The following is a 26,264-nucleotide window of genomic DNA, read 5'->3' as shown; positions in this document are numbered from 1 at the left end:
GATTTTTTTATATATCATGAAGGGAAATTTTAATGCACTCATTCATTCAGATGTACCTGTTTTAATTGATTTTTTTGCAGAGTGGTGTGGCCCCTGTAAAGTACAATCACCTATTCTGGCTCAGTTTGCACGCGAAATGGAAGGAAAGGTAAAGGTCATAAAGATAGATGTGGATAGAAACCAGGAAATTGCAGCGCGTTTTCAGATTCGTGGTGTACCAACCCTAGCACTTTTTAAAAACGGACAGAGTCTTTGGCGTCAATCGGGTGTTGTGGATAAAAATCAACTAAGTACTATTGTATCGCAATATATATGATTCTGTGGATCGATTTTAGTTAATTATCTATAAACTATATCATTATTTGAATTTACCGGGGACATCTCAGGTTTATTAGTCGTATATTTAAACGTTAAGATCGTTTTCCCATCCTGAGTTATGTTGCACCATCACGCTGCATACTTCCTCTTACCATGAATTCGATATTTAAATTTAAAACGTTAGTTATGGCTAATAACATGTATAAAAAAAATCAGCCCACAGCTGTTTCTCCTGATATCAATAACCTCAAGGAAGTAATCATCGATTTTAAAACCAGAATTTATATCGATAAGGATGCTGATGCTGAGGAAGCAAAAGAACGTTATCTTTCCCGTCTTGAAAGAAGAAAAAAGTAGGGAACAGCGTACGAAGAAATGGCCTTATTATTGGCTTTAGCTAAGACTGTTTTCTTAAAATGATTACTTTCGTTTAAAAAATATGCCTGCTATTGCATCCGATTTATGTACCCAATGTATGAAGTGTGTGAAGGATTGTCCTTCAGACGCCATTGAAATAGGCCATTGGCACATTAATGATTCCTGTATTCATTGTGGCCACTGTGTGGCTGTTTGCCCTGAACAGGCTGTAAAGCCCGAGTTTGGTGATGTGTTGCCAGTGATGAATTCAGGTATTGATACCTTAAGATACCGTAATTTTACTGCAGACTTACGAAGTTGCAGATCTTACAAAGACAAAGCTATACCTTCAGATTTGTTGGATGATATGATTACAAATATGAGCCGTTATCCTTCTGCCAGTAATAAAAGAACGGTTCAGGTAACAGCTGTAATGGACAGAACGAGAATTCAGGAACTGAATGACCTTACGGCTAAAACACTGTTAAAGGCAATAGGAGTTCTGACACACCCGATAATCTCACCCTTTGTAAATCTTATTTCTCCTCAGTACGGCGTAAAAAGCCTGGAAGCATACAAGCAAAAATATACTAAAAGGCAGGAAACCAACCCATCCCAAATCTGTCATGGTGCACCATTGGTGTTACTTTTTCATGGTACTAAGGGTAAATACAGTCTGGCTAAAGATGATGCCTTAATCTGGGCAACATATACAACACATTACGCTCACTCAGCCGGTCTTGGGAGTTGCTTCATCGGGTTTATTGTGAAAGCCATGGAACGTAGTAAAGGAATGAGAACAGCTTTTGGAATTCCGGATACACATCAGGTATTTGCAGCTCTGACAGTGGGTTACCCGAAGACAAAATATCTTAATGAAGTATCCAGAAAACCTCCGGAATACAACATAATCTGATTATTTTTTAACGTTTACTTGCTTTTTCCAAATAAACCATTTTAATTTGTAGTGTATTAATATACTAATACACCAAAACGATAGAACATGATAAAAATTGATCAGCTCACATTTGCTTACCGTAAACAGCCGGCTTTATACAATCAGCTTACCCTTGATATTCAGGGAGGAAGTATTGTAGGCCTGCTAGGGAAAAACGGTGCCGGCAAGACAACACTGTTGAAGCTCATTGCCGGATTGTTACAAACACAAGATAAAGGTAGTATTGAGACTCTGGGTTTTAAGCCCGGATGCAGAACCCCTGAATTGTTACGGGATATTTTCTTTATTCCGGAAGAGTTTGAATTGCCTTCAGTATCCATGAAAGATTATGTCAGTGCCATTCGCGGGTTTTATCCCGGATTTGACACCCAAAAAATGGACCGGATACTTTTGGATTTTGAATTGGATCCGGGACGGAAGCTTAACAAGCTCTCTTATGGACAGAAAAAGAAATTTCTGATCTCAGTGACTTTGTCCTGTGGCAGCAAGCTTTTAATCCTTGATGAACCGACCAATGGCCTGGATATTCCTTCAAAGGCCGTATTCAGAAAAGTGATTTCCGGTGCGTTGACTGAAGATCAGCTGGTACTGATATCAACGCATCAGGTTAAGGATATTGAGACCATAATTGACAAGGTGATCATTGTGGATCAGGGCACTATTATACTGAACCACAGCATCTATGATATTACAGAAAAGTTTTCTTTTAAATCGGTAACAGATCCGGATAAGTATCAACCACTGTATCAGGAGGCGGTTCCGGGTGGATATAAGATTGTCACTCCACGAAACGGAGAGGAGACCGACCTGGATATTGAGATTTTATTTAATGCAGCCACCAAAGGCATCAGTTTCGACTAAAAAGCTTATGATTATGAATAGTATACAATCCATTTTTAGTATCAAACGTTTCGGTTTACTCATCAGGCGCGAAGTGATCATGAAACGGTCTTTTCTTTTAATCGCCTCGGTAGGATTATTTATTGCCATTACAGCAGTGACCCTTTTTATCCTCGGAGTGGATCGCAATTACAGAAGCTGGGATATTAATAAACAATCCGCTCTTTTTCTGGCTCTTTTTGCAATCTGTGGAATTGTGTTTTCCGGAACAGCTTTTCCTGCATTCAGAAATTCGAAAAAGACCATGGATTATCTGCTGATACCAAATTCAATGACCGAAAAATATTTATTTGAAGTTTTGTTCAGGATTTTAATCTATATCCTTGTATTTCCGGTACTGTTTTGGCTGGCCGCCAATTTTGCAGGAGCCATATTTAACAGCTTTACAACTACTCATTATGAGTTGGGATATAACCTTTGGACGCCATTCAAAATGATCCATAAGGAAGTGCACTTTACACAAGGAGAGGTTACTATCTATGCCATGGTATTGTTTTTAATTTCCATTCCGTTTACCGGATCTGCTTTCTTTTCAAAAGCTCCGCTATTTAAGACCCTCATTTTTCTTGCAGTGCTTATTGGTACCTACTGGTTATATGGCTGGATCCTGGATGAAATATTTGGTTTTACACATGCACATGGTTTTGATCCTGATATAACAAAAGAAACAGGGATGAATATAGTTACGTCTGTTTTGGTTTTTTCAACTCTTGTGTTACATGCATCTGCATTTTTCAGGTTAAAGGAGAAGGAGGTTTAATATGGAATTTAAAAATACCAAAAGTATCTTTCAGCAAATTGGTGATACCATTTGTGAGAAGATTCTGAATGAAGTATATCATCCCGGCGATCGTTTACCTTCGGTAAGGGAGATGGGAGCTGACATCGGGGTTAATCCCAATACCGTAATGCGAACCTATACTGAACTTCAGAACGATAATATTATCAGTAATAAAAGAGGTATTGGCTTTTTTATCAATGACGATGCCGTGAAGATAATCCTGAATAACAGGAAGAAAGAATTTTTTGAGCAGGAGCTACCTGAATTTATAAAAAAGGTTGATCTGCTGAATCTTTCAAAGGAGGAGATGGAGCCCATAATTATTAACCTGCAAAAATGTATAAAACAATGAAAACAAGTAAAATAATTCTATTCTCTTATATAAGTCTTCTGGCACTGATATTCCTGGGTTTTGTAATATATCTTACTCAATTTGATCACGAAACCAGGCACAGGGAACAGATGGATTTTAAAACTATATCTGAGGAACTTCCATCGTTTAAATATATTTCTGTTGACGAACAGTCTGTAACAGTACGAAGTGGAGAAATCACGGAAATCACGGTTATGGTCAGAAAGGATACTAATGATGTTAAAATAAACTATCATTTAGCACATGACACACTATTTATTAAAAAGTCAGATGCATATATTAATCTGACCGTTAATATTACTAATCCTCATGTTGTTAACCTTATTTCAAATAAAAGTCATGTTTGGATCAATGACATGAAATCAGACACTCTAAATTATGAGGGAAGTGGAAATAGCGAGTTGAGCGGATTTAGAAATACTGAAATTCATGTGGTTAATGCCATGTTGTCAGAATCCCGGTTCTATGCCTATAACGGATCGTTTGACCAAATAAATCTGGATGCTGACAGAAGTAATGTTAATGTCAGGTGTATGATGTCGGAAATAACAGGACAGATTAAGGATAATTCCGAGGTTCGGTTCAATAATGCCGAAATCTTAAACATGAAAAAGGATAAAAGCAGCCGGTTTTACTGTTATCCGTAAAATACTTTCTCAAAGCTTTAAGCTTTGGGAAAAGTAATATTTTGACATACAGTCGTAATTTTCATATTTTGATAGATTAAAAAATTAATTAATACGAATAAACCAGAACTAATAATGAAAAGAACTTTACTTTATTTGATGTTACTCTTTGTGCCAATATTAATTAATGCCCAAAGTATTTCCGGAAAATTGACAGATGAAAATTATACTCCATTAGCATATGTGAATATTGGTGTTGTTGGTTTAAACAAAGGAACTATATCTTCCAGTAATGGCATGTATAAAATAGACATTTCTGGAGTTGATAATGAAAAGATAATTAGATTCTCACATGTAGGATATGTTAGTATTGATTTTAAGGTTGGAGATTTTAAAAAAATGCATGATGAATTATTGAATCTGAAAATGAAAGAAAAAAGGATTCAAATTCAGGAAATTACTGTAAAACCTTCTAATGAAGAACCTGTTTATATAGGCTCTAAAAAAGCTGGAAGAATGGCTTGGGTATGGAGCGAAGCAATTAACGGCGCTGAAATTGGCACTTTGTTCAGAAACGATAAATCAATTCTATTAGAAAAGTTCTATTTCCATATAAGAAAAAATTATTGTGATAGTATTTTATACCGAATTAGGATTTATAGTGGAGAAGATGAATATCCTCAGAAAATTATAAATACAAAAGATATACGATTTATCTCAAAGAAGGAAAAAGGCTGGGATAGCGTTGACCTTTCAGGCTATAACATTACAATTAATAATGATTTTATCGTCACTTTAGAAACTCTTGCAAGTTGGACAAGTGAATATAAAACAACTCATTTATCTGTTGGGAAGGCGAAAAGTGGATTGAGCTTTTCCAGGGCCTCCAGTATGGCTCCATGGACAGAATTTGCTAATCAGATGAGTTTTAGAATTGAAATAAAGGAATTGAAAAAATAAATTCAGTTTTAGCCAACCAGTCATTATGCATTCGGTTTAAATAACAGATAAAAATTTTGCATAAAAATCAAATTCTGTTAAAATGTGAAAAGCGGAAGAGGAGAGTTGTACTTTCCTGCTTCCGCTTAGCTCTGAAAAGCTATTTTGACACTAATCTAACAAATTCCTGACGATAGTCGTGTGGATCAAATGTTTTGGCATTTATAGCCAGATCGATCACCATCTCTTTGTTCAAGGTACCCATGTAATCAGACTCTTTCATCAACAATCCGAATCCGGCTACAGCTGTTGCAAACCGCATGTTTTCAGATGCTGAAGCCAGATTTACCGGTTCTGAAGTAACCTCATGTGAGATCAACCGGCTTTGTTCCTCATTCGGTTTTTTATATCTGAAGTCAAACTGAGCATAGATTCCATCGGTATGTTGAGGGTTCATCACAATTTCATACAGTGCTGTAATGGTTTGAGTTGAACCAATCTCACCGGCATCGGTAGAATCATTTTTAAAATCTTCATCATCCATCTGTCTGTTTTCATAACCTATAAGTCTGTAGCTTTCAATTTTGTCCGGATTAAATGTAACCTGTATGCGGGCATCTTTAGCCACGGTATAGAATTTTGCAAGTTCATAGGTAAATACCTTTTTTATCTGGTTGGCATTATCGATGTATTCATAATTCCCGTTGCCCTTATTGGCTACCTGTTCCATCATGTAATCATTCAGATTTCCGGTTCCAACACCCAAAACGGTAAGATAAACACCGCTCTCACGTTCTTCCTCAATAAGTTCAACAAGGTCTTCGGTAGAGTAGGGACCAACATTAAAATCACCGTCGGTACCAAGAATTACCCGGTTGTTTCCGCCCTCAATAAAGTTTTCTTCTGCAATGGCATAGGCTGTTTTAATGCCTTCAGCACCGGCAGTAGAACCACCTGCACCCAATTTATCTATGGCTTTTTTAATCTTGCTTTTTTCTGATCCTGAGGTTGACTGGAGTAACACACCGGCGTGACCGGCATAAGTTACAATAGCTATTCTGTCATTTTGACCCAGATTATCCACCATGGTTTTAAACCCTGCTTTGAGAGTCTCAAGTTTGTCGTCATAACTCATGGATCCGGATACATCAATCAAAAATACATAATTGGAAGACGGTAATTCATTAACGGGAATGCTCTTTCCTTTCATGCCGAGTCGTAAAAGGTAATGTTCACTGTTCCATGGACAGGTAGATAATTCTGAATTCAGGGACACATTCTCACCATCTGTTGGCTCAGGATAATCGAATGTAAAATAATTGATGTATTCCTCAATTCTTACGGATGCAACAGGTGGAACTTGTCCTGAATTAATAAAACGACGCATATTGGCATATGAACCACCATCGGCATCAACCGAAAATGTGGAAACAGGATCATCAGTTACATTTACAAACGGATTTTCTCCGTAATCTTTATACTGTTCATTTTCCGGAATACCCTGCATACTTTGAAAATCTCAGTATGTATAAAATCCGGTTTCATAATTACCAGTATCGCAGGAGCTGATGATAAGAATAAGAATTGTAAAAATAAGTAGGTTTAAGTAAAGTTTCATATCAGATTGTTTTAATAGATTTAATGGTTAACAGAGTGTGATAGAATGGAAATGGTTGCATTGATTTTACTTTATTCAAAAAAGGTAAAAAGTGCATGAATTACCCATATGTAATTAATTTACTTTTATTTAAATTTAGATGTCTTAAAATGCAGAGAATTAAATGTTAACCCCACTTTGAATGTATTCTCAAATTTTGACATATACATTGATATCTTCCATTAACAAGGAATTATTATACCTTAATATTAAATCACCCATACATAAATTCAATTTGTAACATTCACTCTGCAGTTTTTATAACGTTAAAAACCGCGTCTGAACAATCTGGCCTTAGAATATTATGAATGTTCTTCTCTGTTCTTCAGGTTAACATACCTGATTAACCTTAGTAATTTTTTACTTATCCCTTACTTAATAAATTATTTGCAATCACAAAAATCTTGCAATGAAAAAGAACAAAACCTTTCTATTGTTATGTTTATTTCTGTTGACACTGGGATTTTCTGCTGAAGGTGCGACCGTATTGGTTAATACGTACGACAGCCAGGGAAATCCGATTGAAGCAAAGTACCAGGTATTTAAAGGTCCCAATTATGTTGGGCAATATGATGCCGGGACAAGTGTTGATCTCACTGTAGGTGATACTTACAGGCTTTTTGCTATTTATGAAAGTACGAGTACTGACAGGGTTGAATTTGTTGTTGCCCCTGAAGGTAATACGTTTAACTTCTCAACTACACGTATTACCATTCACTGGTCCGGAGGTTATCTGGACTACCGTGCAAGTGGATCCTGGCGCAGTTTTGGTGCAACGGATGGCATCTGGAATACGAGGGAACTATTTCCAAACGATTTTTATGGAAATACCATGACATTCCATATTGGTTATAAGTGGAATGATCCGCGATCAATGGTCGTTGAAATGGATTATCATGGATTAACCAGCATTGAAAAAGTTTTCTCTCAGCTTCAGCTTTTGGATCACGATGGGAATCCATTAGCCGGTGGTAAAGCCCGTGGAGGATATTCATCTCCAACACAGTGGTTTGTATCCGGAGAAACCAATGCCGATGGTCTTTTGCTTGATATCAGGGACGGATCTAATGAGAATCTTTCTTATGAGATGAAGTTCAATAATTCCGCAAGTGTTGTGGCACAGCAGTTGAGTTCCATTTATAGCTTTCAAACCCAGTTGTTGACATTGCGGCTTGAAACCTGCGGTGGTGAACCTCTGGATGGTGGATCTCCAGCTTATGGCTCTGGTTCAAGTACAGGAACATGGTGGTTTCCGGGAGGGAATACAGGAAGTTCTAACCCAGGTGAAACAGAGGCCGAATTATTTCCCGGAACATTCTCTTTCCGTATGCAATATCAGGGTACAACCGACTACAAAACTGAAATTAATTTTCCGGTTGATGGAAATCTTTTAACATGGAATACAACAAATGTGACGTTAAACTATGGCGGAGATATTTCTTTTGGTGGTTCAACAGGTGACAGTAGGTTCTTTAATAAGCCTTCGATGGAGTTATTACCCGGAACCTATACATTTAATTTCAGAGGAGCTGAAAGGGTAGATCTAACGATTGGAGGATGTTCAATGGCAAAAGGTCTGGCTCACATAAAACTGATTGACAGTAAAGGGAATGGCCTTGAGGGTGGAGTTGCCACGTATTATGACGCTGGCTGGAAGCAAGCCGGTATTACGGATGTGAATGGAAATATATTTCTTATGCTGGACACTGATAAAACAAAGTTTGCCTTTAAAATGAACTGGGCAGGTTTTTATCAGCAATTGTCCAACGTAAACATTGCGACAACAACTCCGGTTCTGTTCCAGACAAAAGCAGTTGTGGTAAGATTACAAAATTCTGCTGGTACTGGTCTCGAAGGTGGAACCGCAACATATTATGCCAGTGGATGGAAGGCATTTGGTGTAACAGATGCAACGGGTAATACACCTGAGGTAGAATTGTTGCCCGGTAATTATGCATTTAAAATGAATTATATCGGCGCTTATCAGCAGATGAGCCAGAATGTGGGCGATAATCCTTTGGTCGTATTTAGTACGGTTCCCGTGACTATGAAACTGCTTTCTTCTGATGGATTAACAGAACTGACCGGTGATGGGAAATATTATGCAAGCGGTTGGAAAGATTTTGGAACGACCACTGCTGTATTGGAAATGCTCCCGGTGAACTATGCATTTAAAGTTTACTATGGTGGTGCAAGTCAGCAGAAAAGTCAGAATGTGGGAACTGATCCGGTTGTGATGTTTAATACAGTTTCAGTTACCATGAAACTGTTATCTTCAGATGGCTTAACAGAGTTAGTGGGTGATGGTAAATATTATGCCAGTGGGTGGAAAGATTTTGGGACAACCACTGCCACACTCGACATGCTTCCTGTAAATTACGCTTTTAAGGTTTATTATGGAGGTGCCTCACAGCAGAAGAGTCAGAATGTTGGAGATAATCCGGTTGTGGTATTCAATACCGTTGCAGTTACCATGAAGCTCTTATCTTCAGATGGCTTAACTGAACTGGAAGGTGATGGTAAATACTATGCCAGTGGCTGGAAAGACTTTGGTAATACAACTGCTACTCTGGATATGCTTCCTGTAAATTATGCATTTAAAGTTTATTATGGTGGTGCTGGTTTGCAAAAAAGTCAGAATGTTGGAAGTGATCCGGTTGTTGTATTCAATACAGTAGCTGTTACCATGAAATTACTGGACGCTGACGGTGGAGAACTTGCAGGCGACGGAATGTATTATGCCAGTGGTTGGAAGCCATTTGGTACCACAACAGCAACAATAGATATGCTTCCTGTAAATTATGCATTTAAAGTTTACTATGGTGGTTCAAGCCTGCAAAAGTCACAAAACGTTGGAACGGATCCACTTGTTATTTTTACAGGCACAGCGGTAACACTTCATTTTACAGGTGATATTATGTATTACGCAAGTGGTTGGAAACCATTTACAAAACCGACGATGAATCTTTTGCCGGGTAATTATCCATTCAGGTTCGGTAACGTGGATAATCCTGCTGTTCAGCAAACACTGACTGTTGAAGGTTCGGAAATGGAAAAAACCATCTCATATATCAGGCTTGTCAACAGCGCAAATAAAGGAATAGCTGGCGGCGAAGTCCAGTACTATTCTGGTGGATGGTATGATGTTGATGGAACGACAAATTCAAATGGCTCTATACTAAGCATTATGGACGGTAGTTTTGGTAATGTTGCATTTAAGATGTATTATGCCGGGGCATCATTACAGAAAAGTCAGAATCTGAGCAGTAATTCTTTTGTAATCTATCAGACTGCAAAGGCAACATTTGATTTATTTGAGAGTGATGGGGTGACTCCATTGGTTGGATCAACAGAATATTATGCCAGCGGATGGAAAACATTCGGATCAGGTTTAACACCAACTACAATGGAATTGTTACCGGTAAACTATTCGTTTATTGTAAGATATGGAGGTGCATCACAACAGATAAGTCAGAATATATCTTCGGATCCTGCCATCGTATATAACACTGTAAATGTGAGCTTTGATCTTTACGAAAGTGATGGTGTAACTCCTTTAACCGGCTCCACAGAATATTATGCCGGTGGTTATCATACATTTGGTTCAGGATCAACTCCTGCAACGATGGAACTATTACCTGTAAGTTATACGTTCAAAGTCGGATATGGAGGAGCAACGAAAGAAGCCAGTCAGAATGCAGGTTTAGATCCAAATGTGGTATTCAATACGGTTAAAGCTACCTTTGATTTTTATGAATCAGACGGTACAACACCTTTAACCGGAACGACTGAGTATTATGCCAGTGGATGGAAGACATTTGGATCAGGAACAACACCAACTGTAATGGAACTATTACCACTAAGCTATCCGTTCAGAGTTGGTTATGGAGGCGCTACATTACAAAAAAGTCAGAATATTTCAACACTACCAGATGTTGAATATCAGACGGCGTTAGTTACCGTTACTTTAACTGAAGATCCGGGTGGAAGTCCGATTTACGGAGGTACAGCCGAATATTATGCCGGAGGATGGAAAACATTTGGAACAACTGACATAAACGGAGAAGCAACACTTGAATTGTTACCGGTTAACTATCCGTTTAAAATGTATTATTCGGGTGCGGCTTTACAAAAATCTGCAGCAATATCATTCCCTGCTACAACAGTTCCGTTTACATGGGATGGTGCTAATCTGAAAAAAGCAGAAATGGGTGATGAATTGTCTGCCATAGATCCAATAGATCTCAACATTTCACTCTTCCCGGTTCCGGCTAAAGATAATCTTACCGCTTCAGTTCTAATTCCTGAAACTCAGGTATTGAACTACAGGATTGTTGATATGACCGGAAGAACTGTTCATGTTGGTCAGCAGATGTTCCTGAAAGGAGAAAACAAGGTATATATTGGTCTTGGTGCATATGATCCTGGTCAATATATGTTTGTGATTCGAACAAAGGACAAGGTTTATACGAAGAAGTTTGTAATAATTAATTAAAAATAAATACAAAAGGGGCCGCACATAGCGGCCTCTTTTATTTACTGGATCGTCAGAATACTACTTTGGGTATTATAAGCGTTAGAAAATGTTATTATATATATTCCTCGATGTTTTACCGGAATAATTGAAGGGGATTCAGTGATTCGGGATTCAGAAAGTTTTAAGCCATTTACTGCATAAACAGATAAAAATCCATCCTGATCTGTAATAATCTGAATGCCATTTTCAACAGCCATGAATCTGGCTGTTGAAGATGATGCAGGCTTCATCTTTGTATATTCATCAGATATCTTACCAACACCGGAATATGATTTCACAATAGCAGGGACATCGGTAGTTTGAGTTAATACTCCTGCATAATCATAGAGGTCTGAAGGCAGGAAATTGCAGGCACGCACAAACTCCTCACTACTGCTCAGAGGATCAGATTTTGCACCGTTAATATTTGAAATCCCTTCCGGTAGTCTGCTACAATTTTCAAATATATTGTTAACCAGCAGGCCCTGACCGTTTTCTGAAAGTTTTCCGAATACGGGTTTTTTTGAGTCTTTAAAGTAATTGTTTTCGATGTAACAGTTGGTATTGATGCGCAGATCCAGACCATCACCTTCACAATCCTCCATAAAATTGTTAAAATAATGATGTTGCCCGAACCGCAAAAGAGGAAGCCTCGAACCGTAGATTCTATAGAAATAGTTGTGGTGAAAGGTTATGGTCCGGTTATAATCATCGCTGCTGCCTTTCCCTGACAACATAGCCTTGGAGTGATCATGAAAATAGCACCAGGAAATGGTCATGTTTTGTACATTGTTCTTATTGTCCAACAATCCGTCGTACCGGTCTTTGTTATCAATATTCTCGTTATAAAATTCGCAATGATCAATCCATATGTGCTGGCTGATGCGTTCCGCTTCAGGTATACTTTCTGCGTCAGCCTGAATACCTATACAGTCAGGATCTCCGATTGTGGTGACACCGTCCGTATCCAGAATCTTATATTCACCGTCGCGTGTTGCAGGAACATCTTTCATCGTGAACCGGATGTTACGGATGATAATGTTTGACTGGCACTGAACCACCAGACCTATACGGTTAAAAAAGGCCTGATCACCGATGCCGATGAGTGTTTTGTTGGATCCTACACGTAAAACAGCTCCAAAATTTGTTGCTATGGCACCTGGTGTATCACTGCTTACGATACTTCCATCTGCATCCACCCACGTATCAACACCGGTATTAAATTCTTTGGTAATTCGAATAATATAAGGTATTGATGTCGCTTCAACATACTGCTTTAATTCGGTAAATGTGGTTGGCGTTACCATCTGACCACCCTCTCCACCGGTTGTTCCACCGTTGAGCGTAGCAAAACCTATCATGCTGAAATCCGGTGTCTGACTTTGATTCAAGGCCGAAATCAAAAAAAGAGATATGATAAAAATCGTCTTAAGCGCTTTTTCTTTCATTATTATATTCGTTAGCAGGCTATAAAATTAACAATAAATGCATACCTGCAAGCACGAAAGCATTTCTTATCTCTTTATTCCAGAGTTTATATTTTTTCGTATTTTTAATTATGCTTATCTTGACCGTATTTCACGTCGCATAAACATGTAATAGGAGATGAGAAAACAGATGAGGGTAAGCGCAATCAGTCCGGTAAGTTGAGGCCAGACCACCATTAAACTTTGTCCCAGAGGTAAAGGGCCCGGGATGGCGCCCTGTATCTGTCCCTGGGTTAAGGGGCCCAGACTGCGCACTGAAGGTACTAAAAGAGTAGAGGTGATCTCACTGAACAGCTCGTTTGGCATAATCTGCGTAAGTCCGTATTTTAATGTTTCATATCTGAAGATTGTTCTGGGCAAAGCGTATCTTGATGGTTGTATTCCCTTTAAAACCAGATTCATCAGAAGCGGATAAAATACGGTAAAAAATAACCATACTGCGATGCCTGACAATGCAGATGTGGCCGCTTGCTTAAATCTAACAGAAAACAGAATTGACAGGTTCAGCCAAAAGGAAACATAAATGACGCTTATAAGCGTATAAACCATTATTCTCAGAAATTCTTCAGGTGTGGGAGGTATTCCCAGTGCTAACAGCCCGGTTCCAATAACCAGGAAACTTAGTGAGAAAAACATGATGGCAATCACTACAGTGCCTGCAATAAATTTTGAATTCAAAACATAATCGCGTGGTACAGGTTGAGCCAGAATCCGGCTTAAAGTTCCCCTGTTTTGCTCTGAATTAATAGCGTCGAAACCAATGCTGATTCCCAACAACGGCCCCAGAAAACTGACAAAAACAAAAAAAGAGGGAAGGGTTCCGTCTGACTGTGTAAACAACTTCAAAAAAAAGAACTCATCATTTGAAGCACTTTTTTTTACCACCTCGGCAAAACCTGAAAGTGATACATAAAGAGAGCCCAGGCAGGTGAGAGAAATAATTATCAGAAGTATAATAAACCTCCAGCTTCTTACATGATCCGAAATTTCTTTCCTTACCATGTTCCAAAACGTGGACGATAATGGATTTTTAATCTTTCCTGATGATGAGAAAAAGTTTCTAAATGAGGTTAAATCTGATGCCGGATTTTGTTGTATTGTACTGGATTTCATGCTTGAAAAATTATAAATTCAACTAAATCTGCTTAAAATGCTAACTGTATTCATATAGTTGCCTCTGCACCCTGGAAATAGCGTTCATAAATGTCATCAAGTCCCAGGATTTTTTTATTCAGGCTAAGCAGTCCTGCGCCACTATTGATGACAAATCTGGACACTTCTGCAGCAACATCTTTTTGTGCTCGAATATTGAAGTGGTTATTATCAAACCTTACCTCAGATATATTCTCAATATTCTTCAGCCCCTTAAGCAGCAACTCTTTTTGAATGTTATTTGAAATATCTATATCGCCCTCAATAAATGTATTTTCTTTAGTGAAAAGCTGTGCGGAAAGGCTTTGTATATCACCTTCTGCCAGAAGATTTCCCTTAACAAATATGCCCACACGGTCGCACACTTTTTGTATCTGATACAGGTGATGTGAGGAAAGCAAAACGGTCATCTTTTCTTTTTTGCTCAGTTCCACGATCATCTCCAGAAATTCTTTTACTCCTGAGGGATCAATTCCCAGGGTTGGTTCATCCAGAATGATAACCTCCGGATCTTTGATCAGCACATCTGCAAAACCGAGGCGTTGCCGCATTCCACGGGAATATTTTCCGGTCTTTTTCTTCTTTTCCTGCCCAAGACCGACCTTATCCATCAGAAGGTTAGCCTTTTCTTCAGCTTCGTGTTTTGACAGCCCATTAAGACGTGCGGTATATATGAGATTCTCAAGTCCGCTGTAGTCATCATAAAAACCTACATCTTCCGGAAGATAACCCACCTTTTTCTTCACCTGAATTGGTTGCTTTACCGGGTTGATCCCACACACGCTGATTCGGCCAGAATAAGGTTCGGTAAGGCCCATCAGCATTAAAATCGTAGTGGACTTACCTGCACCGTTTGGCCCGAGCAGTCCGAATATTTCACCTTTGGCAATGTTCAGGCTCAAATGATTTACAGCCGGATAATCACCATATTTTTTCGTTAGATCTGAAATTTCAATGATGTGATCCATAATCACCTCCTTCCGTATTTCCTGAACAGAATAAATATGGCTGCAACAACGGACAGAATGATCAAAATGCCCAACCATCCCCATAACATAGGGGTTTTTACCATGAGCCGGAATGTTGCTTCCGATGAGACTTCTTTGGTTCTTGCAGTAAATTTGACGGCGTAATCGCCCGGAATGGATTTGTCATAGGCTTTGACTATCGCCACTACCTTGGAATTTCCTCCTGCAACTACGGCAGTTAATGTGTCCGGCTCAAACTTAACATCCCAGTTTTGTGGTTTCGATGCACTGAAAATCACATTTTTTAATGTGCTTGTTCCTGTGTTGATAACCGTTAATTCTATCCGTTTTTCCTTTCCGGCAGTCAGTTCATCACTCAGCCTGCCTGTTGGTGTTGACAGGTTCATGTCGTATGATCCGGTTATAACCACTTCGAGTTCAAGTGAAGCCGATGTAGTTCTGTTAGATGCTTCCACCGGGATTTTATAGGTTCCTGCCTGTACATTATACGGTGGATTTATTTCAACGGACACATTTGAGGTACTGTTCGGATCAACTTCTACAGCAGTAGCCTGTTTGTAATTTGGTTTGAAAATTACATTCCAGCCTTCCGGTGGAGAAGCGTGGAAAGAGTATTCCTGTTTTTCGCCTGTGAGGTTTCGTAGTTTCGTAGTAAAGTTGAATTTGGATTTTGCGTGACCCTGCATGTTAATCTGATTCGTAGTGAATTCGGTTTTATATGTTCCCTGGGTGGAGACATTGATCTGCAGGTGTAATACATCGTAGCTTTTAGCAACTACATTTAATTTATAGGTACCCTTATTAACTTTTTGCGGTATTTCCACCTTCAGCATCACGGTTCTTGTCTGACCCGGTAGCAATGAAAGTTCCTGTAAATTAAAACCGCCACCTTTAAGGCTGTAGGTCCAGCTTTTAGGAATACCCGTCACGTAAAGCGGAATATTCTGAGTTTCGCCCGTACTGTTTTTTACATCGATGGTGTAGTCAACTGACTCGCCTGGTGGAACAGAAATTCTGACAAAAGGAGTATGTAATTCAACTCCGGCAGCAAAGATGGATGTGTTTGGTAATGTCAACAAGGTTAAGGTAAGAAGGGAAATCAGGACGAAGTGGTGTGTGCGAATTTTCATAAAGAACCCTCCATATATTTAAAAATAAACAATATGGTCTGCAAATTTAATGGCATGTTTGAAAATCAAAAACCGTTAAACCTGCTCAAACCCTTTAAAAACAAGCCTTTTGTAATATATTTTTCAATAAATCAAATATTTAAGTACTACTGTTAAATAATTTAAATTCACAAAGCTTAACGTATTTCAGATTCTTTAAGATTTCGTCCAAAGAATGCGTGGATTCATTTTTTTATGCCATATCCTGGGTGTAGCAAGAGTTTTGAAGTGCCTGAATGTATTTTGCCTGAGATTAATAGTTATAAATCAAACATAATGCGTCTAATTCTGTTTTTACTATATCAATCCTTATTCCGGTAAACATAAAACTTTTTGTCATGAAACAAACGTACATCTTTACAGTAATACTGGGTCTCATGCTTGTTATGACTAATTGCATGGATGCAAAGAATAATAAAGCCAATGGTGCAGGTGTTAAGCCTGATGCAGATAATGCTGAACTAAAACTGCCTGATAGATTTTCAGCTTTAAAGGTTGCTGACAATGTAGGAAGGGCACGTCATATAGCCGTCACACAAAATGGCGAAGTTTATGTAAAACTGAATCGTACCGTGGATGGCAAAGGCATATTGCTTTTAGCAGATACAGATGGTGATGGACGTGCAGATGAACAGTCAGGATTTGGTGATTATGGCGGAACCGGTATTCATTTGAATGACGATTACCTGTATGCAAGTTCAAACAGTACTGTGTACCGTTATAAACTGGATGATAAGCAACATGTGCTGAATCCGGATCAACCGGAGGTGGTAGTTAGTGGGCTGATTGACAGGCGTCAGCATAATTCCAAATCGTTTACTTTGGACGATGACGGGTACATTTACGTAAATATCGGTGCTTATTCAAATGCATGTCAGGAGAGGGACAGAACCAAAGGTTCTCCCGGAATAGATCCTTGTCCTATTCTTGAGCAGGCAGGTGGAATATGGCGTTTCAAGGCAGATGGATTGGATCAGTCATACGAGGACGGAATACGTTTTGCTACCGGACTAAGAAATGTGGTAGGTTTGGATTGGAACAGACAGGATAATCAACTATATGTGATGATGCATGGAAGAGATCAGTTGCATGATTTGTTTCCGGATCTTTGCACAACTCAGGAATCGGCTGATTTACCTTCAGAAGCTATGTATGCCCTTAAAGAAGGAGACAATTGTGGTTGGCCATATATGTACTACGATCAGATTCAGCACAAAAAAATACTGGCCCCGGAATATGGCGGAGACGGAAAAAAAGAGTATGATGGGCCTGCTATTGATCCGGCTTTGGCATTTCCCGGTCACCTGGCACCGAATGCATTGTTATTTTATACCGGTAATATGTTTCCTGAAAAATATAAAAACGGAGCCTTTGTAGCATTTCATGGTTCATGGAATCGTGCTCCTGAACTTCAGGAAGGATTTTATGTGGTTTTTGCACCGTTCAAAGATGGAAAACCTACGGGAGAATGGGAGATATTCGCCGATAATTTTGCCGGCATGGAAAATGTGGTTTCGCCCGGCGATGCTGTACACCGCCCTTGTGGTCTGGCCCAGGGACCTGACGGTTCGTTGTATGTGTCAGACGATGCTCACGGAACCATATACCGTATTTTGTATAAATAGAAATCAATATATCCAACAATAAGATGAAGAATTACGTAAAGAAACACAGTTATTTGGTTGCGACGTTATTTTCACTGTTTTTAATACCCGTTAGCTATGCTCAGAATACTACTGGTGAGGCGACCAAAACAGGTGAACAGGTTTATCGTATGAATTGTCTGGCTTGTCATCAGGCCAATGGGAGCGGGGTTCCTAATCTTGCACCGCCATTAAAACAAACGTCTTTCGTTTTGGGTGACAAAACCAAGTTGATTGATATTGTACTTAAAGGATTTAATGAGGATGTAGAGATAGAAGGTGAATATTATTCCAATCCGATGCCTCCTTTTGCGCATCTTTCGGATGAAGAAATTGCTAAAGTTCTGACGTACATCCGTAGTAACTTCGGAAATAAGGCTGAACCGGTGTCATCAACAGAAGTAAAGGCCGTACGTGAAAAGCTGAAGGAAGGGAAATAAATTTTCTAAATGTAAGACTTTACAAAAGCTGTAGGTTGAGTTTGAAATAAAAATAAGAAAAAAGCCGCCGGAGAACATCCGACGGCTACTATTGTATTTTATTCAAAATCAGATTAATCTTTGGCTATAACCAGGTATTTTGAAACACTCCAAAATGCCTGAGGATCATCAATAACAAATGATTCAACACGTTTTTCTGCATTTTCAAAATGAAAACTTCCCTCAGGATGAACGGTCAGGAGTTTAGCTTTTTTTGCATTTACCGGAACAGAACTGAATGAACGTATATCCACCATGTTAAAATCTTCTTTATTAAGAGACTGGCTGACTTTTAGTGTTTTACCTAGTCCAATAAAACCACCTGTTTTTTCTACGATCTGCTGATCGATAAGTGAATCGGTAAACTCAACAATATACCAGGCCTGATTCATCATGTTCTCACGTTCAAGAAGTTCCTTGGATTTGCGTTCACTTTCCTGATTAAGTTGTTCCAGTGTTGACTTAAGGTCAGAAACGTCAATATTTAAAGTTTCTATTTTGGCATTAAGAGCTGCCAGTTCATTATCTTTATCTGTAATTTGTTTTTCCAGAAGGCTGATTGTTTTTTGTAAGCTTTTGAGCTTTCTGGAATCTGCAACACGCATTCCTTTAAGCTTGTCGACCAGCTTTTTATTTTCATCCAGCAACTGTTGCAATTGGATTAAATCCTGAATGATCTCATCTTTTGTTGTTGATGATATCTCCTTATTACCAGATTTAACTTTTACAAGGTTTTCTATTTTTTTTATAGAATCCAGGTTTGTCTGAATTTCGTTAAAATCAGAAATAAACTGATTTATTTCTGTGTCACGATTAGCTACTACAGTATTTAAACTGTCACGAACAGCAGTTAATTCTTCCTGATGTTTGTTTTTACTAATACACGATGATACAGTTAAAACAAGAGCAAAAAATAAAATTAAGTGTTTCATAATTTATGGAGTTAAAATTTGTACAAAAGTAGTTTCTTTTAATTGGATCAGAAACAAATATGTCTCAATACCTTTATAATAACGTATTGAATGACAACTAAAGTACGTTTTGTGCGTATTTAATTAAGGAAAAGATTTGTCGTTATTATACTCTCGGGTGATTTCACATAAATCTTTCATTATATATTTATAGCTTTATTGGGGGTCTAGTTGCTATCCAAACGAAAAAAATTTCCGTATATGCCTACAAATTTGGCATCTGCCAGATCATACACCGAGAAAATAACATAGTTATGTCGGGTGGCCTGTGAAGCAATGGTTCCAACCGCACCTTTGGCAATCCGGGATATAATACCTTCCAGTCCTGAATCCGAATCGTTGACATATTCAGTTTTACAAAAATCTATGAATTCATCCCTGGAAGGATTACTGATGGCCGCAAATATTAAAGCTAACAGTATCAATGTCAGTAAAAATCTGGATAGTTTTTTCATGTGAGGTCTCTTTATAATGTAACGTTATATTTCTAATGTGTTTAAAAGCACGTAATTATTGGTTTCAAAGATAAACAAAGTAGTTTATTATTCAGAATAGATTAGTCTCGCAAATGTTTTCTTCAGGGCATATTAATTTTACAATTAGGCTTGTTTCGTTATAATTGATTATTTTGTACAATTATTTGAATTGTAATAAAAGAATAACAAAAAATTATATGTCAGTATTACCAAAACGACACCTCGCCAAAGCAATAACATGGAGAATTATAGCATCGTTAACTACGTTTATAATTGGTTGGATTGTAACAGGAAATCTTGATTTTGGAATGGCTATCGGTGCTGCTGATGTTATCATTAAGCTAGTGCTTTATTATCTCCATGAACGTGCCTGGTATCATTCCAGTTACGGTGTGATTAATGATGGAGAACATAAAACAAGACCTTTATTTCGCAGAAAGAGAAAGTGATTAAATCTAAGGATTAACTGAAGAACTGGAGGGAACGGCACCCGATTTTTAATCAATTAAAAATCAATTGTTTAACTTTTTGAAATTAAGCAAAACTCCCGAATCCCCACCCGGATTTGTACAAAATGCGCTTCAGTTTGCTTCAATTTGCAGTTCAAATTTAGAAAATTCCATTCAAAAATATACGTTTTTCTGACGAAAATGTAATTGTATTTGCTAACAACTTTAATCTGATTTCTTGACTTAAAAAGATTATCAAAGTAAAATATTGCCTAGTATTTTTTAGACAAAGGGTTCATGTTTAATTCATAAAAAATATAATTGACTTGATGAAGAAATAGGTGGGAGGATTTACGTAATTACCCCCAAAATATTCACAGTACTTGTTATAACGTATTCATTATCTTAAATTTAGTTGCCGTTTGAAACTGCATTGTAAGTATGGTTATAAATAATGGGGACTATATTAATAATAAGCCTTATGACTCAGGAGAATTTGAACATATTAACGGAATGGAATGATTATTCTGTTGATTCTAATCATGAAGACTTTGATTTTAAAGATTATACATTTTCTGAATCTTCGATACTAAACTTATTTCTATTCAGAAAGACTTACAATTATATACCTTCCCAAAGATGGCCTGATTGTCTGGAAGGTAAAACCAGGTACAATCAAAAGTTCGTTATCCAGTTGAGTAAGAATCCTGATTTTATTCATTTGTATGCACAGGATATTTTCAATCATGGATTTGGAATTCAGCCATTAGACAAAACACAGGCACAAGCTATAGTAAATGAATATGATAAGCTTAGTTTGAATGTATTCCAGCATAGGGATCAATCTGATTATATATATTGTAGAAAGGACTTTTTAAGAGCATACGGAAAGAAATATCAAAAACAACGATATCATATTAATAAGTTATTACGTGAATATGATATTCAATGTGAGCCAATATCTGAGTCAAATGTCAACTTTGTGAGAGCCTGTCTTGAATTATGGGTAAAACAGATTAATAATGGGTTTTTATTGGATTATTATGAATGTCTTGAAGGCATTGATATGGTGCTGGAAGGTATTTTAAAAGGCTACTGCGTATATTTGAATGGTAAAGTTGAATCTTTCATTATTTACGATGATTCTTTGAATAAAATGTCAGTAGCTTTATTTCAAAAGTCAAATCATAATTACCAGGGGTTAACAGATTACTGTTATAAAGTGTATTGCGAAAATGATACAAAAAGTACATATTTTAATTTATGTCAGGATCTTGGAATTTTAGGACTTAGAAATAAAAAACTAATGATGCACCCTTTTGATATGCTGGATAAATATTTGGTTTTGCCTGCATAGAATTTCTATAGCACTTAAACAATATACTCGTATATATATCCATAATTTTTCACCGGATGATAAATAAGTGGTACTTAGACGTATCAATACCCTTTTTAAATAAAACTAATTTTAAAAAACTCAATGAAACAGTGATTATAAATTACTTAAATTGCCAATATCTTTTTATAATTGTATTATCAGGCATTGTATTTTGACACTAATTGACCAAATTATGTATTAATCTGCAACTTTATTATTATCAGTAAATTAAATATATTTAAAAAATATAATTTAAATTGCTCCATCTAACTTATTAACGAGATAAAATTAAGATCAGCACAAAATATGAAGTCGTTTAGAAGGGTTCTCATTTTAATGTTGTTGTACAGTGTTAGTCAAAATGCTGTACCCTTAGGATTTTATATTAGCTTAACAGGTAATGACTCCAATAGTGGAACTGCTAAATCAGAGGCTTGGTTTAGTATTGATAAAGTTACAGAATATGCCCAGGATCAGGGTTTTTCAGAAGGAGATACTGTTTATTTTGAAGGTGGCAAAACGTTTACAACATATAGTAGTCTATATTTAAGGTGTGATAAAAGCAGCGGATCTGAATCATATCCGCTTGTTTTTACATCATTTGGTTCAGATCGAGCAACACTTAAGGCAAGAGGTTGTCATTTATTTGAAATTTGGGCACCAAATAAAACAAATATTAGATTAGGTATTGAAATTAGAGACCTAATACTCGAAGGTGACAGTACCACTCAGAATCCTACTTCGAATGCTTCAGGGATTTCAGTTTCAAATAATTCAATTTTAGATTTAAATTATCTTCTGATTGAAAATGTAGAAATAAGAGGGTTTGCAGGAAATGGAATTGCAATAACACGGAATCTGGATAAAGGAAAGTTTACCAATTTGATAGTCCGAAATGTTATAGCACATCATAATCCGGGAAATTCTGAGGTAAGCCCTCACACAGGTAGCGGCATAATGGTCGCTGGTGCTGATAGTGCATTGATAGAACATTGCATTGCGCATAACAATGGAATCAAAAATAACAATTCAGGAGGTCCTGTTGGTATTTGGTTTTGGGATTGTACAAATAGCATTATTCAATATTGCGAATCATATGAGAATAAAACGACAAGTGGCGATGGAGGAGGCTTTGACCTGGATGGTGCTTGTCAAAATTGTATAATACAATATTGTTATTCACATGACAATTATGGCGCTGGGTTTTTACTTGCTCAATTTGCTGGTGCCAAAGAATATGGACCATTGGCAAACAATGTAATCCGTTACAATATATCAGAAAACGATGGAAGAAAAAGAAGTTATTGTGGTATATATGTATGGGGTGCCACAACTGATGATTATGTTGGTGTAAATTACGTATACAACAATACAGTCTACATGGGTGAAACACCATTAGATGGTAGTCCTGCATGTATCGGTTTTTTAGGTAAAAATATGAGAGGTGTAAAAATATGGAATAACATATTTATGTCCGATAATAATCTTAGCCTTATTAACTCAACTTATTCGTTTAATACTGATTCGGTAGTATTTCAAAACAATGCATATTATTCTGGTTATCCTAACGATTTCAAAATAAATTGGTTGTCAACGTACAGCTCTTTGTCTTCATGGCGCAATAATGCAAACGGACAAGAAATGGATGGAGATAAACCATTGGGACTTGAAACAAATCCGTTGTTTGTTAGTCCGGGCAATGGCTTTACCGTTGGTGATACCTATGCATTAAATTCTTTAAATGCCTACAAATTAAAACCGGAGTCTCCACTGATAGATTCTGCTTCAAACTTATTATTTGCTCCCTTTTTATTGTCAAATGTTGGAGAAAATGATTTTTACGGAAATGTTATACCTGGAGGACTAAAATACGATTTTGGGGCTTTTGATACAACGAATATAAAATGGCCACAAATTTATTTGGGGGATGATATCAAAGCTTGTCAGGGAGACGCGGTCTGGATCTCAGCCAATGGAAGTTTTGATTCTTATTTATGGAGTACCGGTGAAATATCAGATACTATTATGATTACCTCATCAGGTTATTATGTTTTGACTGTTAGTGAAAATGGTTACTTTAACAGTGATACCATACAGGTTACTTTTATAAGTTTACCTGAGGTCGATTTAGGTGACGACCTTGATGCATGCAATCAAGATACAATTACTTTGAATGCCGGTAATAATTTCGAATCTTATTTGTGGAGCGATGGAGAGCAAACACAAAGTATAAGGGTAACTTCTACCGGTTCATACAAGGTAACGGTAAGCCAGAATGGTTGCACAAGTACAGACAGTATCCAGGTTACTTTTGAAAGCTTACCCGAAATAGAATTAGGTAATGATATTACTTCATGTCAGGGCGATACCATATCTTTAGATGCAGGAAATAGCTTTGAATCCTACTACTGGAATACTGGAGAGGAATATCCGGAGATTCAGGTAACTTCTACTGGTTCTTATTGGGTTACTGTAGGTAATCAAGGTTGCACAAATAGTGATAGTATTGAGGTTACTTTTGAAAGTTTACCTGAAATTGAATTAGGTGATGGAATTTCTTCTTGTCAGGGAGATACCATAACATTAGATGCTGGTGACATCGATGGATTTTACCTTTGGAGCACTGGTGACGAAACACAGAGTATTAAGATAACTTCTTCCGGCACTTACTATGTTAAAGTCAAACAGGATGGATGTACAAACATAGACAGCGTAATAGTTACGCTTAAGCCATTGCCTTATATCGATTTAGGAAATGACACACTAATTAAAAAGAACCAAACATTAATACTTAATGCAGGACATAGCTTTGGTTACTATGAGTGGAGTACCGGAGATTTTTCCGAATCGATTGAAATTTCTGGTTTGGAGCCGGGAAAATATTCCTATTCAGTATTGGTTACTGATTCAAATTCCTGTTCTAATTCAGATACGATTTATGTTGATGTATCAGCTATTACAAACTTTACAGCAATTAAAAACTCAGGAATTAATGTTTATCCTAATCCGGCGCATAAAGAAATATGGTTGAACTATACAGATAGCGAAGGGATGGTGTATATTTATAATCTTTCAGGCAAAAAAGTAATAGAACAAAACTATCATGGAGTTAATACTGTGATTCAAATTTCTGGTCTTGCAGACGGTGTTTATATAATAGAATTCTTACAGGATAAGAAACTGGTTCGAAGCAAGTTTGACAAGAAATAATTACTTTTTTTAATACATTTTGATTACATTTATAAATGTAATTATAAATAAGGCAATAAAATATTTTCAGTTAGGGTATAAACTTATTTATTGAATCAGATGTTTATTTTACTAAGTTAAATATATAACTGATTTGGGTCCTGATTATTCAGAATAACTGTATAATCATATGTATTGAGAATTCACAATTTAGTTTTTAAGGATATCTGGATTGTATTAATTCGGTAACTCTCTCCATTTTTACTTCACTAATCTAAAACACATCTTAATTATAAGTGTTTATGTGTTTTTCATTAACATAATTAGAGAAAGTAAGATGAAGCTATTATTTCCGCCAGAAAATTTAGTGGCTCGTACATCGGAGGTTGACTATGCAAACTGGAATTATCAGTTTTTTATAAAATATATTCAACGCTATCGTTTTAAAAGCATAATAAAGCTTATTGGGGATAGAGAATTTAACAATCTCCTGGAAGCGGGCACAGGAAGTGGTATATTCCTTCCTGAGCTCAAACGGCATTGTGATAATCTTTACGCATGTGATATTCATGATCGCATAGATGTAGTAAGTGATCTAGTCAGTAAGTGTGATCTGGATAATTGTTTTATATCAAAACAAAGCATTCAGAAGACCAGCTATCCTGATAGTTATTTTGATGGCATTGTGGCAATAAGTACACTTGAGTTTGTAGACGATTTAAGAGCTTCCATAGCAGAAATTAAGAGAATTCTGACTCCGGATGGTCATTTCTATACCATATGCCCAATGGAAAGCAGTTTTTTAGATATTTTTCTGTCATTCTACACCGATAAAAAACCGGAAGAAGAATTTGGAAATGCAAGACAGTTTGTCACAAATGAATTGGAAGGCAATTTTAAAATCATTAAAAAAGGAACAATGACAAAACTGTCAGGAAGTCTATTCCCTGTGTACACATATTATGATTTACAGAAGTAGTTTTAAGACAGAACCAACTGTAGTTTATTTTATGTTTTTAATTTAGATACAATGGTTTATAATCTAAATTTTTCTCATAATTTATCGAATAAAGAATAATTATATTATTTGATATATTTATTAATTGCTTGGTTTTATAATGTAATGGACAGAATATTCACAGTCGCACTTAAACTATTCCAGATACCTGTTTTTTGTGTGTAGCTCATATTCCGTTATTAGGTAAAAACCCTACCTATTCTTAAGCATTCCTTTTACGTACAAATACCAATTGAAAGAATATCCCTATAACCGTAAATTTATAATCTGTTTGAATTAGTGCCTACGATTTCGATAATTGGAATCAATAATTAAAAGTTTGAATATCTCATACTTAATATATGAATTATGAATAAAACCATTATTGCATTAATCGTTGCTATGTTAGCAGGCTTGAGTGTTTTTGAACAGGTTTCTTTAAGTTCACCCTTCCCTTTCA

At 36.9% G+C, this 26,264-nt stretch carries 22 protein-coding genes; 15 read left to right on the top strand and 7 right to left on the bottom strand.

Going from position 1 to position 26,264, the window contains the following annotated elements:
- Positions 1-16 precede the first annotated feature (16 nt).
- The 8 genes from trxA (at position 17) to ACE01N_RS15810 (ending at position 5,273) form a co-directional block, all read left to right on the top strand.
- A complete protein-coding gene (gene trxA / locus ACE01N_RS15845; protein ID WP_380591097.1) occupies positions 17-316 on the top strand; it encodes a thioredoxin in 300 nt (99 codons plus the stop codon).
- Between the two features lie 188 nt (positions 317-504).
- A complete protein-coding gene (locus ACE01N_RS15840) occupies positions 505-675 on the top strand; it encodes a hypothetical protein (protein WP_375718865.1) in 171 nt (56 codons plus the stop codon).
- Positions 676-757: 82 nt separating this feature from the next.
- Positions 758-1,591, top strand: a complete 834-nt coding sequence (locus tag ACE01N_RS15835) for a nitroreductase family protein (RefSeq protein ID WP_380591093.1) — start codon at positions 758-760, stop codon at positions 1,589-1,591.
- Between the two features lie 87 nt (positions 1,592-1,678).
- Positions 1,679-2,494 carry an ABC transporter ATP-binding protein gene (locus ACE01N_RS15830; RefSeq protein ID WP_380591090.1) on the top strand — a complete coding sequence of 272 codons (816 nt, stop codon included), beginning with the start codon at positions 1,679-1,681 and terminating at the stop codon, positions 2,492-2,494.
- Positions 2,495-2,507: 13 nt separating this feature from the next.
- Positions 2,508-3,293, top strand: coding sequence for a hypothetical protein (locus ACE01N_RS15825; protein ID WP_375729243.1), 786 nt, complete (start codon positions 2,508-2,510; stop codon positions 3,291-3,293).
- A 1-nt stretch (position 3,294) separates the two neighbouring features.
- The gene (locus tag ACE01N_RS15820) at positions 3,295-3,666 is read left to right on the top strand and encodes a GntR family transcriptional regulator (RefSeq protein WP_375729244.1); all 372 of its coding nucleotides are present in this window, start codon (positions 3,295-3,297) and stop codon (positions 3,664-3,666) included.
- The gene (locus tag ACE01N_RS15815) at positions 3,663-4,334 is read left to right on the top strand and encodes a hypothetical protein (RefSeq protein ID WP_380591085.1); all 672 of its coding nucleotides are present in this window, start codon (positions 3,663-3,665) and stop codon (positions 4,332-4,334) included. The genes ACE01N_RS15820 and ACE01N_RS15815 overlap by 4 nt, the downstream gene beginning before the upstream one ends.
- Positions 4,335-4,448: 114 nt before the next feature.
- Positions 4,449-5,273 (top strand): carboxypeptidase-like regulatory domain-containing protein, encoded by an 825-nt coding sequence (locus ACE01N_RS15810; protein ID WP_380591082.1) that lies wholly within the window; start codon positions 4,449-4,451, stop codon positions 5,271-5,273.
- 139 nt (positions 5,274-5,412) lie between these two features.
- On the opposite strand, the gene ACE01N_RS15805 is transcribed toward ACE01N_RS15810, so the two are convergent.
- On the bottom strand, positions 5,413-6,759 hold the full coding sequence (locus ACE01N_RS15805) for a vWA domain-containing protein (RefSeq protein WP_380591079.1): 1,347 nt from the start codon (positions 6,757-6,759) through the stop codon (positions 5,413-5,415).
- Positions 6,760-7,318: 559 nt separating this feature from the next.
- Here ACE01N_RS15805 and ACE01N_RS15800 point away from each other — a divergent pair.
- A complete protein-coding gene (locus tag ACE01N_RS15800; protein ID WP_380591076.1) occupies positions 7,319-11,404 on the top strand; it encodes a T9SS type A sorting domain-containing protein in 4,086 nt (1,361 codons plus the stop codon).
- A 41-nt stretch (positions 11,405-11,445) separates the two neighbouring features.
- Here the strand turns inward: ACE01N_RS15800 and ACE01N_RS15795 are convergent, their stop codons facing one another.
- From ACE01N_RS15795 to ACE01N_RS15780, 4 genes are all read right to left on the bottom strand, one after another.
- Entirely contained in the window at positions 11,446-12,873 is a 1,428-nt protein-coding gene (locus ACE01N_RS15795; protein WP_380591073.1) for a pectate lyase family protein, read from the bottom strand.
- Positions 12,874-12,987: 114 nt separating this feature from the next.
- Entirely contained in the window at positions 12,988-14,025 is a 1,038-nt protein-coding gene (locus tag ACE01N_RS15790) for an ABC transporter permease (RefSeq protein WP_380591070.1), read from the bottom strand.
- A 50-nt stretch (positions 14,026-14,075) separates the two neighbouring features.
- Positions 14,076-15,032, bottom strand: a complete 957-nt coding sequence (locus ACE01N_RS15785; protein ID WP_380591067.1) for an ABC transporter ATP-binding protein — start codon at positions 15,030-15,032, stop codon at positions 14,076-14,078.
- A 2-nt stretch (positions 15,033-15,034) separates the two neighbouring features.
- Positions 15,035-16,183, bottom strand: a complete 1,149-nt coding sequence (locus ACE01N_RS15780) for a COG1470 family protein (protein WP_380591064.1) — start codon at positions 16,181-16,183, stop codon at positions 15,035-15,037.
- A 377-nt stretch (positions 16,184-16,560) separates the two neighbouring features.
- On the opposite strand from ACE01N_RS15780, the gene ACE01N_RS15775 reads away from it, so the two are divergent.
- Entirely contained in the window at positions 16,561-17,847 is a 1,287-nt protein-coding gene (locus tag ACE01N_RS15775; protein WP_380591061.1) for a PQQ-dependent sugar dehydrogenase, read from the top strand.
- Positions 17,848-17,870: 23 nt separating this feature from the next.
- Complete coding sequence (locus ACE01N_RS15770; protein ID WP_380591058.1) at positions 17,871-18,305, top strand: c-type cytochrome; 435 nt, start codon at positions 17,871-17,873, stop codon at positions 18,303-18,305.
- 113 nt (positions 18,306-18,418) lie between these two features.
- Here ACE01N_RS15770 and ACE01N_RS15765 read toward each other — a convergent pair whose 3' ends face one another.
- Together ACE01N_RS15765 and ACE01N_RS15760 are read right to left on the bottom strand one after the other, a co-directional pair.
- The gene (locus ACE01N_RS15765) at positions 18,419-19,276 is read right to left on the bottom strand and encodes a Cbp1 family collagen-binding glycoprotein adhesin (RefSeq protein WP_380591055.1); all 858 of its coding nucleotides are present in this window, start codon (positions 19,274-19,276) and stop codon (positions 18,419-18,421) included.
- A 206-nt stretch (positions 19,277-19,482) separates the two neighbouring features.
- On the bottom strand, positions 19,483-19,770 hold the full coding sequence (locus ACE01N_RS15760) for a hypothetical protein (protein ID WP_380591053.1): 288 nt from the start codon (positions 19,768-19,770) through the stop codon (positions 19,483-19,485).
- A gap of 218 nt (positions 19,771-19,988) precedes the next feature.
- Here ACE01N_RS15760 and ACE01N_RS15755 point away from each other — a divergent pair, with 218 nt between their 5' ends.
- The 4 genes from ACE01N_RS15755 to ACE01N_RS15740 all read left to right on the top strand — a co-directional run bounded on the left by ACE01N_RS15755 (position 19,989) and on the right by ACE01N_RS15740 (position 25,786).
- The gene (locus ACE01N_RS15755) at positions 19,989-20,240 is read left to right on the top strand and encodes a DUF2061 domain-containing protein (RefSeq protein WP_380591050.1); all 252 of its coding nucleotides are present in this window, start codon (positions 19,989-19,991) and stop codon (positions 20,238-20,240) included.
- 481 nt (positions 20,241-20,721) lie between these two features.
- Entirely contained in the window at positions 20,722-21,597 is an 876-nt protein-coding gene (locus tag ACE01N_RS15750; RefSeq protein ID WP_380591047.1) for a phosphatidylglycerol lysyltransferase domain-containing protein, read from the top strand.
- 327 nt (positions 21,598-21,924) lie between these two features.
- Entirely contained in the window at positions 21,925-24,828 is a 2,904-nt protein-coding gene (locus tag ACE01N_RS15745) for a T9SS type A sorting domain-containing protein (RefSeq protein ID WP_380591044.1), read from the top strand.
- A 316-nt stretch (positions 24,829-25,144) separates the two neighbouring features.
- Positions 25,145-25,786: a class I SAM-dependent methyltransferase gene (locus ACE01N_RS15740; protein WP_380591041.1), complete on the top strand. Its 642-nt coding sequence runs from the start codon at positions 25,145-25,147 to the stop codon at positions 25,784-25,786.
- The last annotated feature ends 478 nt before the right edge of the window (positions 25,787-26,264 follow it).

The sequence above is a fragment of the Quyinboa ferrireducens genome (genome assembly GCF_042436675.1).
Lineage (GTDB): Bacteria > Bacteroidota > Bacteroidia > Bacteroidales > UBA5342 > JBHJHP01.
Note: the sequence above shows the minus strand (reverse complement) of the source record. Positions and strands in the feature narration are given on the sequence as shown.